Origin of the sequence: Sphingosinicella sp., assembly GCF_041916975.1 — a bacterium.
Lineage (GTDB): Bacteria > Pseudomonadota > Alphaproteobacteria > Sphingomonadales > Sphingomonadaceae > Sphingosinicella.
In genome coordinates, this window is the sequence record NZ_JAYRYK010000001.1 from 1,436,084 (window position 1) to 1,450,968 (window position 14,885).

Here is a 14,885-nt window from a genome sequence, read left to right on the forward strand (position 1 = left end):
TTCATTCTCCCCTAAAACCGTCGCCGGGTGCCGAGCGCAGTGAGAGCATCGGCAGGTAGTAACGCACGTAAGCCAGTGCGATGATGACGTTCATGTAGAGGCATGAAACGCCCATATAGGTCGGGTCGAACAGCCGGTCCGTGCGCAGATTGAGAAACACGGCGTTATAGAACACCACCGCCGAGACCGGCAGCAGCAGCAGGGTTGCGGCGGGCACAAACACGCCGAGGATCAGGCAGAGGCCGCCAATGATTTCGACTGTCTTCACAAAATCGAACAGACCTACTTCAACCATCGTGACCAGCAATTGGTTGGAGGCCGGCAAAGTGCCAAATGGCTGCGGAAATGCGGGCGGCAGGCCAAATTCCTGCGCCCAGTAACTGTACCCGCTGTTGAGCATCCATGCGCCAAGGAACAGGCGCATGAGCGTGATCGCCGCCCAAAAGAGCGTCCCGGCGGTGAGCGAGATCTGCACCCGGTCGCCCGATGCGGTCTGGCAAGAAATGCGGCCGTCTTCCTGATCCACTTTGACCCTCCAGCCTACTGCGCGAACGTTGTCAGATAACGGTCCCGGCGGATGATCCTGCCGTCCTTGATCTGGAACACATCGATCGCGTCCACGGCCGGTTCGCCGTGCACGGGCATCATGCGGTGCACCACGGCAACGGTCATGCCCTGCGCGATGATTTCGCGCACTTCATGGGCCACCGGGGCGCGGTCCTGCGGGGCCGCCACGTTGTCGACCGCGTCCTTCGCAAAATAGCTTCCGTGCGCCGCTGCGCCCTGCCCCCTGGCATAGGTTTCATCCATGAAGTCGCGGACGATCTGCTGCGGCAGCTTGCCGACCCCGGGCGCGGTCCAGTCCCAGCGCGGGTTGTAGTGCATGGTGTAGTAGACGGCGACGGTGAACAGGAGGCCGATCCCGATCGACAACAGCTTCAGGCTGCTCCGGCTCGCTGTTATCATTTCCCGTCCTCCCCATTCTCGGTCATCATTGCCCATGCTCCGTGCGGGCATGAACCATGTGATCCTTTATTATGGCACTGCGTAGCATCAATACGAACCGGCGATAAATGGCCGTGCCCGCTCATGTCCGAAAGTCGGACGCCGCAGCCATTCCGCTTTGCCGAGACCGGTTCATTGTCCACCCTCAAGCGCAATCAAGATGGGGAGGGAGCCGTGCGCTCGACAACGTTCCAGTGGCAGTTTGTCACGTTCTTCCGGATACTCTTCGCCAGCCACCTGCTCTACTCGGGCGGAGCCTATATCTTTTTCGGCTGGGTGCCCTCCGCTTTCCATAACCCCGCCTCCCCAGTCGGCCATTTCATGGTCGAACTGGACAAGGTCGGCCTGTATCCGCTGGTCAAATACATCGAATTCGCCCTCGGCCTCCTCGTGTTCTCCAACCGCTTTACGCCACTCGCCGCCGTGATGGAGCTGCCCATCACGATCATGATCGCCTACCTCAACATCGTCGTGGAAGGTTCGTTGGCCGCCCGGCACTATTACACGGGTATCCAGGAACTGGTGATCAACGGCATGGTCCTGCTCGGCTACGGTGCCTATTACCGATCGATGCTGAACATGCACAACCAGCCGCGCTGGCTCTGGGAGGCGCCGGAGAGCGCGCCCTCGCCCTCAGCCGCCGCGGCGCCCGGCAACGGTGCGCTACCGATCTGGCTTTTCTTCCTGGGTTTCATGGCGATCGTGATGGCCGCATCGTGGTTCATGGGCGCGCCCGACCGCCGCCTGCCGCCGCGTGACTGGCTACCGCCGCTGCTATCGTTCGCTGTAATGCTCGGACTGCAACGCTTTAACCGAGAAGGCCGCTCGTGAAGGGATCGTCGAAGCAAACAATCGTCAGCCGGCGTGAACTGGCTCTCCGCAGCCTCAGCGCAGCTGCTACGGCTGCCCTTGTCCCGGCCTCGTCGGATGCAAAACCCCGGCATGGCGAAAGCGCGCCGAGGCTTGAGGATCGTATCGCGATCGAGGATTTGTTCAGCCGCTACCTGTGGTCTTACGACTGCACCGACGAAGAAGAGTTCCTGGCACTGTTCACAGACGATGCCTTGGTCGTGGGAAAAAGCACGCGGTACCAGGACAAGCCTGAGATTCTCGACTGGTTCCGCTACCTGATCGCCATGCGCGAGCGTGAGGGCGACGATATCTGGATGCACGAAGCGGGGCAGTTCCGCTTCATCAGATCCGGCGAGAACTATCTGGTCTATGCCTATGCCACCCATTTCAACGGCAATTCGGCCAAGGCGACGCGCGGCGTGCGCAGCCTCGGCTATTTCGCATGCGAATGCGTGAAAGGGCACGGCGGCTGGCAATTCCGTCGTTTCAGCATCTCCCCATGGGACCGAACGAAACTGCCGTGGAAAAAGCCGCTTCCTTGGGAAGACGCACCACCATCCTGAACGGCGGACTCAGGCCATGGCAGCAGTCAACTGCGCGACATCGCCAAGGCCTTCCACCCCGTCCACTAACCCGCGCAGCCGTCCTCGCCGTGTGGGATCAATGCCCCCATAGTCCAGGCAATCGTCGAACTTCTTCGTAACTTCGGTGGAACTCATCGGTACGTGCGGATCGCCCTTTGCGGCAGCGACATGGCGGCGCACCATCCTGCCGTCGTCGGTCGTTACCTCGACCACCGCCTGGCCCGGCCCGCCAGCGGGATTGGCTAAGTTACGGTCCTCAACGGTTTCAACGCGGTCGGCCATCGCCCGCACATCCGGACGCGTCAGGGCCTCCGGCGTGAAGTGCGCAATGCCGACCTTGCCATCAGTGAGTGCCGCCGCAACGACCCAGGGAATGCTGAACTGCGCCTCAACCGTCGTCGCCGGCTGCCGTTTGCGTGCGATCGGAGCACTCAGGAAGCTCCATTCGGCGGGGCCATTCCGGATCACGATGCGTTTGATTCCTGCTGTGCGCGGCCCCAGCGCGGCAGCGATCTGCAACGCCGCATCGGCAGACGTGTGCGAGCCCCGGCAAGATGGCCAAGGCTTGAACGACATCGCCGCGCCGGGGAAATCGGCCCCGAGTCCATCCAGCAACAGCGCACGGGAATAGTTACCCTTGTGATACTGGCTGAACCAGCCCTTCGCGCCTTCAAGAACCCCGCGCGGACCGGTCACGCCTCGAGCAGCAAGCCGCGCCGCCATGAGCCCGGCAGCGGATGCAAAGCCCGGCCCCATGCGCTTGGTCAGCGCTCCATCGATGTGCGACTGCGCATTGCCCGCCGCCTGATGGCAGGCAATCCCCGCGGCGTGGATCAGTTGGTCCCGGTTCAGCCGCATCAGCCTCCCCGCCACCAGTGCGGATGAAAGATAGCCGATCAATGTCGTGTTGTGCCAGCCGATCGCAAAACCGTCGACGCCGGGTTGACCCGCGATTGAAACGCGGCATGCCACGTCATTCGCCAAGGTCGCCGCGGCCAGCAGTTCCTTGCCGCTAACATTTCCGATCATGTCAGCCACCGCCAACGCGGCGGGGAAAATAATCGCGGAGGGGTGCAGAAACCCCGGACCGAACGTGTCGTCATATTCCAGCGCGTGCACCATCACGGCGTTGATGCGCGCGGCATCATGACTGGGCAGGCGCAGTCCACTGCCCCACGCAATGCTTTCACCCTTGCCGCCGATCGTTTCCGCCAGCTCCAGCAACTCCCGTACGCCGCTTTCCTTGCGGCCCGCCAGCGCGGCGCCGACCGTATCGAGCAACTGCGCGCGGGTCGTATCCAGTGCATGGCCTGGAAGCTCATCGAAACGCGTCTGCAGCATATGCTCGGCGAGCGGAACGATGGCGTCATCCTGTGCCGTGTCGCCAGGCGGTCCTCTGTCCGTGGCCGCGTGTGCCACCCCGGTTGCCAGGGCACCGCTCGACAGGAGCGAACCCATGAACATACGGCGATCCAGCATAGTGCTCTCCGGCAGGTACGAAAAAGGGCGAGACTTCGTAAAAAAGTCCCGCCCGTCTCGTATTCGGGTTTGATTGATCAGAACTTGTAGCTCAGCTCCACACCCAGTTCGCGCGGTCGCCCGACATCGAGCATCGTGAACCCGAACACCCGGTCATGCGCCACGCCCGTAAGGCCTGGCGTCGGCTTGGAAGAAGGCCCGCTCGGGTCAAACCCGCCGGTCAGATAATATTTGTTGGTCAGGTTGTTGCCGAAGACGGCAATCGACCAGCCCGCCTCCGCTTCGAATGCGACGCGGCCATTCAACAGCCCGTAGGACGGCAACTTCACGAAGTTCGTCGGGCTGGGATAGCTGAGCTGCTTGCCCTTCCAGCCCCAGTTGAGATCGAACGCCACATCGCCTGTTTCACCGACCGGCACCTTGTAGCTTGCGCCCAGGGTATAGGACCACTTCGGGCTGCGATAGAACGGCACTGCGGGGGTGACCGCGACCGCGCCGCTCGCGCCGCGAATATCCTCGTCATAACCGGCATCGACGTAGCCAAGGCTCGCCTTCAGCACCAAGTCTTCGATCGGGCTGGCGAGGAGTTCACCCTCGAAGCCCTTCACGGTCGAGTCCCCGTTCACGGTATAGACCAGCGGCGGCGGACCGGGGTCGGCCAGCTGAATCTGCTGATCCTTGTACTTGGTCAGGAACGCGGTGAGGTTCAGGCGGACACGCCGATCGAACAGATCGGAGCGCATACCCACTTCATACGTCCAGAGGTTTTCCGGCTTGTACTCATTGAGGCCGCAGTCCGGCAGCGGCGAGCGATAGCAACGGGTCTGGATCCCGTCGTTGAAACCGCCGCCCTTGTAGCCCTTCGCCGCGGAGACATAGGTCATGATTTCGGGCGACCACCGGTAATCCAGGCTGACGCGCGGCGAAACACTCGACCACTTGCCCTTCACCGTCTGTGCGGACGGCGTCGAGACAGAGCCAGGCGGGCAACTCGCGGGCGTGCCCACGGCCGCCACTTCGGCGCCGCCGGCGAGGCAGACCTGCCCGCGCCCTTCGCGGAACGAGGTGAACGTCTTCTTGTCTTCACCCCAGCGCGCGCCGGCGGTCACGCTGAGCGCATCCGTCACGCTCAGCGTGCCTTGCGTGAAAAGCGCAACGCTTTCGGTCTTGATGTGCTTGCTCTCGAAACTGCCTTTTCCGACATCCCCCATGAAGGCGCTGTTCGCGCCCGCTGAGGGATCGAACCGTCGGCGGACATTGATCGAATCGTCCCAATAATAGAACGCACCTGCAACCCAGGTGAGCCGGTTGTCGAAGAACGAACCGTTCAGCTGCAGTTCCTGCGTGAAATACTCGATGTCGGTCGTGTCGTTCAGCTGAACCAGCGGTATCGGCGTACGATCCCAATCCTGATTCTGAATCTGCGAAATGTCGCGATAACCGGTGAGCGATTTCACCGTCAGATCATCGGTGAGTTCATACGCGATCGTGCCGGTCAGGCCGTAGCTCTTGAACTTGTTCACATCAGGCACCAGCCCGCCATAGATCTCGCGGTTGCCCTGTACCTGGCCATAGTAGAAGCCGAAATCCGATGCGGCATTCGTGTAGCCCGAAGGCGAAACCGACAGCGGCGCGATAGCGCGCAGCGAATTGTACGCGGCAGGGTTGGGCGGCGGATCGCCCGGAATGCTGACACCGTAGAGCGCGGCGGGATAAAGGTCGGTGGGCGAGAAATCGACCGACAGCGAAGGCTGGCCGTTATCGCTGGTCCGGATCAGGTCAGCCGAAACGCCAATGTCCAGGCGGTTCGTCGGCTTCCAGCTGACCTGGCCGCGCATGGTGGTGGAATCGCCGCCGCCGACATATGTGTCGTCGATGATGCGGTGGATGTAGCCGTCGCGGCTTTTCTTCGCGAACGAGAAGCGCGACGCCAGCGTTTCCGAAAGCGGTATGTTCAGCATACCGGAAATGTCGAAACGGTCGCGCTGGCCGGCAACAACCTTGATCGAGCCTTCCAATACGTCCTTCGGCTGCTTGGTCACATAGCGGATCGCGCCGCCTGCGGTGTTGCGGCCGAACAATGTGCCCTGTGGACCGCGAAGCACTTCGACCCGCTCCACATCCAGAAGATCGAGCAACGCGCCGTTCGGACGCGCGAACAGAATGTCGTCGACATAGATGCCGACCGCACCTTCCTGCGTGATGAACCCTTGCGGGGCGCCACCGATCCCGCGGATCGCAACGTTGATGATCGCATTCCCCTGCGCGGCGGTGCCGCCGATCGTGACGTTGGGAATGAAGGTGTCGAATCCGCTCAGACTGTCCGTGCCCTGGCGCTCGAGTTCGGCGCCGCCAACGGCCACGATCGACAGCGGCGTGTCCTGCAGTTTCGTTTCGGATCGCTGAGCGGTAACGACGATCTCGGCGATGGTCGCACCATCCTGTTCATCATTTTGTCCGGCGTGCGCGGCGGAACTGGCGATCGCAAGAGCAACCGCCCCGCTGCTGACCCCAATTCGAGCAAGACGTTTCACTGCAAGCTTCATCATCAACCTCCCCACGTATATTTTATATCATCCTGGAACTATTTATATATTTGATTTTATTATTTAATTTTCCCGCGATCCAGTATCATTGCCACTGAAAGACCCTGAGGCCGGTGTCTCACAATTTAATTGAATGGAAAATCTAGAAACTGCTGTATGCATATGTTCGGGATGTTCGCGCGTCAACGCATCAGCTGGCCAAATGACGGCGCTTTTCACGAACTGTCCGTAGTCTGGACATCGCCAGATCCGAAGCTGCGCGGCGGCGTATATCGAGAGCGTGCTGACGGGCCTCAGCGCGGCGATAGCTTCCGATGCGGTCGTCAGATCGCAATGCGCTCCGTCAGAGCTTGCCCGGAATGAGCGCGCCGGGGGCGGAAAGGCGCGTTGGAACCTGTCCAGGCGGACGCCCGCTCCGCGCCTCGGTCATCTCGGCAGATAATATCCGTTCGTGGCGTCGTCCCGCCGCGCGGCGCCGGTTGCAACGAGCGTTTCGAGCACCTGCTCGACGCGCTCGCGGCGTTTCGGCGTGTTGCGTCCGCTGAACGCCGCCGCCAGCGCAGGGACGGCGATCGGCGCGGCCGCCTTCGCCAGCAGGTCGCGCACCGATCGGATCTGGTCGAGCCCGTCGGCGGGCCATTTCATCTCCTGCGCGACCGCAACTTCGCCCATGTCCGCCTCGATCTGCGTGCCGCCCTTCACCTTGGCGGCAAGGCGCGGTTTCTGGAAATCGGGGCGCAGCCAGTGGACGGTGCCCTGCGCTTCCTCGGCCGCACGCGCCTGGTTGAGCGCGACCAGACGCACGAGCAGTTCCTCCTCCGCCGCTTCCTGATCCGCACTCTTGTGCGGGCTCGGCGTCGTGCCGCCGGGCTTGCCGATCAGCCGGGCGCCGAGGTCGCTCCAGCCATAGGCGGCGAAGACCTCGCGGTCGATCTCGTCATGCAGTTCCTTCAGGATCGCGATCTGCCCGGCGTCATAAACGTCGCGCTCCGCCGGGGTCAGCGGATCGCCGATCCCCGCATCCAGTTCGCGTATCCGCTCCAGCGCATTGTAGAGCCCGGTCATGGTCAGGAAGTCATGCGCGGCGAGGCGTTCCTTGCGGAAGACGTCGAGGCGTTCGCCGAGTTCGGTGAGGCGGGGAGACGCATGAGTAGGAAAGGGAAACTGGTCGAAGCACTTCGTCTTGTTATAGCGAGGACGATCTTCCAGCGTTCCGCCAATTCCGAGCGCCCAATGCACATGCAGTCGGGATGATAAAACGGCCAAGTGCTCCGCTTGGCCGGTCCCAATAGCGATTAGCATGTTGTCCGGGCGAATATCAGTTGCGAGAAACTGAAAAAATTGGTGTTTCGAAGTTTCAACCGTGGCTACGAAGCGAGGGATTCCCTTTAAAAATGTACGAAGCTCCGTATGGCGGCGTCCAAAGATCCACCAATTCTCACGCCTGAAGGCTTCCCGGTTTTGGTCGCGCTCGGGCTTTACCCTGTCGACCACCCATTGATACACCGCTGGGAACCGATCTCGTACCTGCTCGGCGGTGAGCCCATACAAGTCGATTACCATTACCCCGCGCGGCCGCTGCGCCAAATCGCGCCCATGCCGGTAATGCAGAATGTGCGCCTCAAGTCCGGGGACAGTGCCTAGCCCCAGCGCCGACGCTTCTCTCGGCGTCACGATGAAGCCTGCGCCATGCAGTTTGACGCCCGGACTCGCCAACAGTTCGTTGGCCAGCAAAGGCCCAGCCTTCGACAGGTCCGCCCCAATCCGCAGCTGCGACGTGACCTTCCCCTCGGCCCTCTCCAATTCCACCTTGGGCGTATCGGTATTCAATTCCGCCTCGCGCACCACCTGCGCCAGCACGCCCTCATGGCTCCCAGCCTGCGCGACGGTCATCGCGATCCGCACCGCCGCCTTGTCCGCCGATTTCATCCACGGGTGGTCGGGCACCGCGTAAACCAGGCTCAGCGACTCCTTCGCGTTCATCCACCGCTCCACCACGCGGCGGCTGAACGTCTGCGTGATCGAATTGGTGGTGATGAAGCCGAACCGGCGCAGCGGATTCGCCGCGCTCTTCCCGGCGGGCTTCGCCGTCAGGTGCCGCGCCGCTTCATCCCAGAAATGCATCACGAAATCGGCGCCGCCGGGCACATCGGGCCGCACCTTCCAGCAGGCCTCGGCATAGCCGTCGCCCAGCTCCGCGCGCATGTCCTTGCCGCCGATGAAAGGCGGGTTGCCGACGATGAATTCGGCATTGGGCCAGTCTGCCCGGCGCGGCTTCACGTAGCGATACGTTTCCCTGCGCGCGGTCTCGTCCGGCACCGCCTCGCCGGTGATCGGATGCAGCTTCTTCGTGATCCCATCCCAGACCGTGATCAGATCACCCTGCGCGTCGCGCGCCAGTTCCTTGCTGTCGTAGGCGATCAGCGCGTCCTGATGGCGGATCGTTCCATAGGCATTCAGGATCGGCTCGGGAATGTCCTTCGCATCGACCGTCTTCAGCTGCCATTTCAGAAAGCCGATCCACAGCACCAGATCGGCGATGGGCACCGCGCGCGGGTTCAGTTCAAGCCCGAAGAACTGTCGCGGGCTGACCGTCTCGCCATCCAGCAGCAGTTTCGATTCATTTTCCCCGAGCGCATCGAGCGCGTCCAGCACCTCGCCCTCGAGCCGCTTCATGAGTTCGAGGCTGACATACAGGAAATTGCCGGTGCCGCAGGCCGGGTCAAGCACGCGGATCGTGCAGAGCCTATGGTGGAAATCACGCACGGCCTGCAATGCCTGCTGATGGTGGCCCTGTCGCCGCAGGTCTTCGACGCGGGCCTTCGCTTCCTCCCAATCGGCGCGCAGCGGCTCCATGATCGTCGGGATCACCAACCGCTCGACATACGGGCGCGGCGTATAATGCGCGCCAAGCTGCGAACGCTCGGCCGGATCGAGCGCGCTTTCCAGCAGGGTGCCGAAGATTGCGGGTTCGACGTCGCCCCACCGCCGCTTCGCGGCGTTGTGCAATTCGATGATGTCGTCCTGGTCCAGCTTCAGGGCGCGCGAGCTTTTGAACAGCGATCCGTTGAATCGCTTGATCGAAGCATTGAGGTGCGGTGCATAACCGCCGCTGTCCATCACGCGCCAAAGGCTCTCCAGCGCCGGCGCGAAATGCTCGGGCGTGTCGATCATCTGGTGGAGCAGCTTCTCGAAGCCGCGATCGGGGATCAATCGCTGCGCCTCGGTCTCCGGCCCGACGTCCTCGGCGAACATCGTGAACAGGCAGCGCATCAGGAATTCGGCGATATCGACCGGCGCGTACCGCGTCTCCAGCCGCTTGGCGATTTTTGCCAGCCGCAGGGCGATGTCGCGCGTCACCTCCGCCGATTTACGCGTGGGGTTCAGCGATTGCGGATCGGTCCAGATCGCCGCCAGCCGCTGCTGCACCTCGTCGTGCAGCAGGTCGTCCATCGACAGGCGATAGCTGTGCCGATCCGGGAAGTGATCGTAGTTCTTCCCGAGCCCGGAAAAGTCAGCATAGACCTCGATGACGTTGCCGACATCGACGATCAGCAGGAAGGGCGGGTAGCCGTGATCCACCGGGAGCGCGCGGGCATAATCCTCAGCCTGCCGCCGCGCGGCGATCATCACCTTGTCCCAGCTCTTGGTGCCGCGCTTGGCGTGCCCAAGCTTCTGCGCCGTTTCCAGCCCCGCGAGCGCGAGCTGCTCCGTCTCCAGCGCCTGTTGCCGCTTGGCCGACTGCTTCGCTTCAAGAATGAAGCACCCGCGCTTGTAGCAGTCGATGCGGCCTGTCGAACTCGTGCCGTTCGGGTGGCGGAAGGTGACATTCCGCTCGAACACATAATCGTTGAACCGCGTCTCCTCGCGCGCGAACTCGGGCTGCGGAAGGCCCAGCGCACCCGTCAGCCGTTCGACGAAAAGCTGATAATTCGACATTTCCGAGCCGCCGGACGGCTTCACGTCCCTGACCAGCTTTTCCAGGCGCTCGATGATGACTTCCCCTAACCCCATGCGGAGACGTTAATCAGCGATCGGGAGGCTGACCAGCCCCGGCCGAAGCCAGGCTGGCGATCTTCTGCGGATTGCTGGTGCCAGGAAAGGACTCGATAGTAAAGTATAGCACTTTGAAATATTGGGCGAAATTCCAAGAAAAATTTCCGTGGCCCGATTGGATGGCCCAACTCATGCCTGTTTTTGAGACGTCTGCAATGGTTTGAGAACTTGTGGAGCCTCAAGAAGGCCGGTATCCGTACATTGCCAGCTATGGATGCCAGCCTTCTCGAGGGTGCTTTCATAGTAACAGCCTGACGCTCCGTATCTGATTCGCAATGCTTCGGGTGCGGAACCGTATGTGTTCGACCCTTCCCGGCACTATTTTACCGTCCGTGTGTTTCTGTCCCAGGGAAGCTCACGATTCGGCCATTCCGCCCTCGCCATACTCAGAAACAAAAAAGAGGTTTCTGTGACGTATATGACGCTGTCGGGGCGCACGTCAGGTTCAGCGACAAGGCGCTCCGTTTATGAGGGGACGGGGTCGTTGTTGGGGTCTGGCGCCCATTTGGACGGATCGAGGTGCAGATGCCGGGTTATATGGGGCTAGACCGACGACAATTGCGGGTTAGAGCTGAACTCGGGGGCATTCACAACGGGCGGAAAACGACGCGGGTACGGTTGACACCGGCCCTGGCTGTTTCATTCTGCTTGCGAAGTACTTGCGCGTATCTGCGGCTCCCGCGCAGCTTCTAACCCCAGAACAGGCGGAACGACACATAGCCTGAACCTGTGTCCACCAAATCAGGGGGGCATCAAGCCACTTGCGTGCGCAGCCACGCACCATCCTGAGTACAGCGTCAAGTATGCAAACTCTATATCATGTCGATAGGCAACGCAGGCAGATCTGTGAATTCGCCTATCCGATAGGCCCGACAGCACGTTGGGTCGATTTCGCGTTACACTTGGCGCGCGCTTGCCGGGTTCGCGACAGCCATAACCAAAAGCCGCTTACGGAGAATAGCAGAAGCACAATGCCAGACGCCAAGGCGAACAGCCGCCCCAAAAGCCCCAACGCTTCCCCAGTATGAACGGTGTAGGCCCAGTCGAGGATCGTATTAGGCGTTGGAAGACGCGCGGGATGGTGACGCCCGACGATAGCCCCGGAATAACGGTCGACAAAAACCTGATCTACCGCGTTACCCCGCAACACACGCGTGTCGTCGAACAATATCGTTAGCAACTGCCTATGATTTCCGGTCAGGCGCAATTCAACCAAAGCCGCATTCCCAACCCGCGCCCTTGCTAAAGCCACTGCCCGATCGAGCGATAGAAGCGGTTCGCCTTGGCGTGCCGCTACTTTTGGCGCGGGCTTGGCGACAGCACCGATCATGTCACCGATCGACGTCTTGAAAACAAGCATGATCCCGGTTGCCGCGGAAACCAGCAGCAGCACGGCCAGTAACCCTCCGACTGTTCGATGAAGGCTACGGACTAGGCGGTCTGGGGTACCGCGAGCCAATCGAAACCCCTGGCGCAGGCGTCGAGTGCCGGGCCACCAGGCGAGAAGTCCAAATCCGATAAGCCAGATGAGTAGGATGGCCTCCACGCCAATGATAATGGTTCCAACTTTTCCACTGAACAATTCATGATGAAAGGCGAACAGTAACTCCATCGGCCATGCCGTGATATCACCGTTGCGCAGTACCGTTCCCTGATAAGGATCCAGCGCGACATAAAAAGATCCACCGGCTGGGTCTTTGAGCCGCGCCATAGAGGCACGGTTCGACGACCGACCGAAGGTCAGCCGGTCCACACGCGCGCCGACGCGCATCTCTTCCGCTAGATCGGCGAGAAACTGTGCAGGCACTCGGCTACCTGTTGTTTCCAGGACAATCTCTGGGTGTAGCACACCCTCAATCTCATCACGGAAAACAAGCAGTGCACCAGTCATGCCCTGAATGAACAGCAGTAGCGCCGTCACCAAGCCGATCCAACGGTGCAACCGTAACATGGTGAAGCGTGTACTAGCTTGCATCGAAGATGCCTGACGTCGGTCGGTGGGCGGTGTGGGCGGCGGTAATGCGCCGCCCACAAGTGACGCTAATATTCAAACGTGTAGGCAATCCGGAAGGCACGCCCCGGCGCTGGAACGAAACGCTGCGCACGGCTGATATGGCGCGTGAACTGGTTCGCTGTGGGAAAGTAGAACTTGTCGAGCAGGTTAGTGATAGCAACCGAAAATTTCCCGCCCCCGATCGGATGGCTGGCAAGCAGATCCATCGTCACGAAAGGCTTGACCCGCGCGAAGTTGCTCGCGCTGCCCTCCCAGATCTGCCGCTGCGCGACCGGAATGGTACCACCGGCGGTTGTGCAGCAGGTATCCAGCGCATCAGCCTGGTCGCGGGGGAATACGTCGCGCCTACCCGAATAAACGGCTTGCAGGCGGACCGGGAAATCCGGCGTGATCTCATATTCCAGATAGCCCGATACCTTGACGGGCGGGATGCGATCATTTGGCAGCGGCACCCACTCGAGCTCGGGATCACTGTCGATATTCTGTTGGCGCTTGCCGCGCACGAGGGTGAACGTACCACCCCAGCTCAGCCGGTCGTCGAACAGCTTGCCGTCGACTGTCCCCTCAAGACCCCAGACGCGCTCAGGAGCACGCACCACGACGCTTAGTAAAGGGTTGGCCGGATCAGGCGCAAAGCCTTGGCCTAGTCTGGACGTACTGCGGAACGCGGCAAACGAATAGTTCAGGAAGTCCAGTTGACCGCGAACGCCGATCTCATAGCTCTTCACCACCACCGGCTCGGGACGCAATGCCACCAGCGGGTCTACGACTCGGGTACCGCGGATCGCCAGACCAATATCGGGTAGCGAAAAGCCCTCAGAATAGCTGGTGAAGACAGTAAGTGCGCGATCCAATTGGAACGAGGCGCCGGCATTCACCACCACAGATTCAAAGCTCAGCTTGCCACCCTGCGCATTGAACTCCGGGCTTGAATCGAGCACGGTGAAATCCGCAACACTGATATCAAACTTGTCATAGCGTACACCGCCATTCAGTGTCAGCGGCTGGATCGGTCGCAGCTCGATCTGGCCATAGCCAGCATAGTTCTTCTGGTCGATTTCCGGCACGAACACACGCGCGGGATCGGTGTTGACCGTCTGAACCGATTTGTCGCGAATATATTCTGCGCCCCACAACAGCGAGCCATCGATGCCAAGATCATCAAGCCGATTATTGAAATCAAGGCGTGCGCCGGCCTTACGGGATTCGATCAGCGATTGCGTACCGCCGGCCCGCCTCGCATTGAATCCGAACAGCGAGCTGTTCTTGATGTGATAGGCCTGCGCACGCGCCGTGCCACCGAAGAAATTGCTGAAGATGTAGGAGATCTGCCCGATGCGGTTTCTGCTATACTGATCCACCACGCGCGGATCGACCTGACCGAGTGCAGGACGCGTCTTTATGTCGTCTTGCGGCACGCCCAGGATCAGCCCGCCCCAGGCCGTGTTCTGCGTCTGCTCGTAGAACATATAGCTGGCCTCGACCCGGTGGTCGCCGTTCGTGTATCCACCCTTGGCGTACATCGTGTAGATATCGGAATCCGTAATGCCGCCATTGCCGGTGGGATCGGACGCGATCCGGTCTCCCTGCGCGTCGAAGAAGGATCCCACAAATTCGGCTGACCCGGTCAATAGCAGATCAAATCCGCCACCGGACAGTTCGATATCCTGCTGGATAAACGGGGATAGGCTATCCGCCAGATTGTCGAACGAGCCACTCACCGAGATCATCGTGCGACCGGAAAAGCCCTTTTCGTTGCTCGCGCGCTTGGTGATGTAGTTGACCGCGCCGCCGTTGCCGCCATTGCCATAAAGCGCAGACGCGCCACGGATCACCTCAACACCTCCGATTGCGCTCGTCGCGACTGAGCGCAGCGAGCGGCCACCATCGCGCAGCGGGTTGGAGATTGGCATGCCATCCACGTAATAGGATAGGCCGCGTCCACGCATCGTTTGTCCGAAATCGGACGAAGAGAAAGATTGCGTAGCAAAACCTGGAACCTTCGTTGCCAGCATTGCGGCAACGTCCGTGGAGATGGCAAGCTGAGTCGCGAGCTCCTCGCTTCCGATGACTGTAACCGATCCCGGGAAGGTATCTATTGAAGGTGAAAGGCGGGAATTGACACCGGTAATGATGATCTCGGTCGTGCCCTCAACATCCACCTGTTGTCTTGCTCCAGATGCAGCAGGAGCCTCCTGCGCCCAGGCGTGGTTAACGAGTTGAACCGGCCCGCAGCACGCGACAGCCGCCATCAACATATGCTTCTGTTTAATATTCACCGAAATCCCCCTTCTCTTTTCAGATTTGTCTTTACTCGCCATCGCACCGTTATTTCCGATGCATCCAAGC

At 60.8% G+C, this 14,885-nt stretch carries 9 protein-coding genes; 2 read left to right on the forward strand and 7 right to left on the reverse strand.

Annotated features, from left to right (window positions below; genetic code table 11):
* Position 1 precedes the first annotated feature (1 nt).
* Positions 2–526: a hypothetical protein gene (locus ACE3TJ_RS06775; RefSeq protein WP_374595138.1), complete on the reverse strand. Its 525-nt coding sequence runs from the start codon at positions 524–526 to the stop codon at positions 2–4.
* A 14-nt stretch (positions 527–540) separates the two neighbouring features.
* Positions 541–966 (reverse strand): hypothetical protein, encoded by a 426-nt coding sequence (locus tag ACE3TJ_RS06780; protein ID WP_374595140.1) that lies wholly within the window; start codon positions 964–966, stop codon positions 541–543.
* Positions 967–1,179: 213 nt separating this feature from the next.
* Here ACE3TJ_RS06780 and ACE3TJ_RS06785 point away from each other — a divergent pair, with 213 nt between their 5' ends.
* Together ACE3TJ_RS06785 and ACE3TJ_RS06790 are read left to right on the forward strand one after the other, a co-directional pair.
* Entirely contained in the window at positions 1,180–1,836 is a 657-nt protein-coding gene (locus tag ACE3TJ_RS06785) for a hypothetical protein (protein ID WP_374595142.1), read from the forward strand.
* Entirely contained in the window at positions 1,833–2,420 is a 588-nt protein-coding gene (locus tag ACE3TJ_RS06790; RefSeq protein ID WP_374595144.1) for a nuclear transport factor 2 family protein, read from the forward strand. Before ACE3TJ_RS06785 ends, ACE3TJ_RS06790 begins: the two co-directional genes overlap by 4 nt.
* A gap of 9 nt (positions 2,421–2,429) precedes the next feature.
* Here ACE3TJ_RS06790 and ACE3TJ_RS06795 read toward each other — a convergent pair whose 3' ends face one another.
* From ACE3TJ_RS06795 to ACE3TJ_RS06815, 5 genes are all read right to left on the reverse strand, one after another.
* Positions 2,430–3,920, reverse strand: a complete 1,491-nt coding sequence (locus ACE3TJ_RS06795; RefSeq protein ID WP_374595146.1) for an MmgE/PrpD family protein — start codon at positions 3,918–3,920, stop codon at positions 2,430–2,432.
* 77 nt (positions 3,921–3,997) lie between these two features.
* Complete coding sequence (locus ACE3TJ_RS06800) at positions 3,998–6,469, reverse strand: TonB-dependent receptor (protein WP_374595148.1); 2,472 nt, start codon at positions 6,467–6,469, stop codon at positions 3,998–4,000.
* 423 nt (positions 6,470–6,892) lie between these two features.
* Positions 6,893–10,480: a class I SAM-dependent DNA methyltransferase gene (locus ACE3TJ_RS06805; protein WP_374595149.1), complete on the reverse strand. Its 3,588-nt coding sequence runs from the start codon at positions 10,478–10,480 to the stop codon at positions 6,893–6,895.
* An 898-nt stretch (positions 10,481–11,378) separates the two neighbouring features.
* Positions 11,379–12,497, reverse strand: coding sequence for a PepSY-associated TM helix domain-containing protein (locus ACE3TJ_RS06810; protein WP_374595151.1), 1,119 nt, complete (start codon positions 12,495–12,497; stop codon positions 11,379–11,381).
* A 65-nt stretch (positions 12,498–12,562) separates the two neighbouring features.
* On the reverse strand, positions 12,563–14,857 hold the full coding sequence (locus tag ACE3TJ_RS06815) for a TonB-dependent receptor (protein WP_374595153.1): 2,295 nt from the start codon (positions 14,855–14,857) through the stop codon (positions 12,563–12,565).
* Between the last annotated feature and the right edge of the window lie 28 nt (positions 14,858–14,885).

Bases quoted from the DNA above. Each gene is read 5' to 3' on its own strand.
- ACE3TJ_RS06780 (WP_374595140.1), bottom strand. From the start codon at position 966: ATGATAACAGCGAGCCGGAGCAGCCTGAAGCTGTTGTCGATCGGGATC.
- ACE3TJ_RS06795 (WP_374595146.1), bottom strand. From the start codon at position 3,920: ATGCTGGATCGCCGTATGTTCATGGGTTCGCTCCTGTCGAGCGGTGCC.
- ACE3TJ_RS06800 (WP_374595148.1), bottom strand. From the start codon at position 6,469: ATGATGAAGCTTGCAGTGAAACGTCTTGCTCGAATTGGGGTCAGCAGC.
- ACE3TJ_RS06805 (WP_374595149.1), bottom strand. From the start codon at position 10,480: ATGGGGTTAGGGGAAGTCATCATCGAGCGCCTGGAAAAGCTGGTCAGG.
- ACE3TJ_RS06810 (WP_374595151.1), bottom strand. From the start codon at position 12,497: ATGCAAGCTAGTACACGCTTCACCATGTTACGGTTGCACCGTTGGATC.
- ACE3TJ_RS06815 (WP_374595153.1), bottom strand. From the start codon at position 14,857: ATGGCGAGTAAAGACAAATCTGAAAAGAGAAGGGGGATTTCGGTGAAT.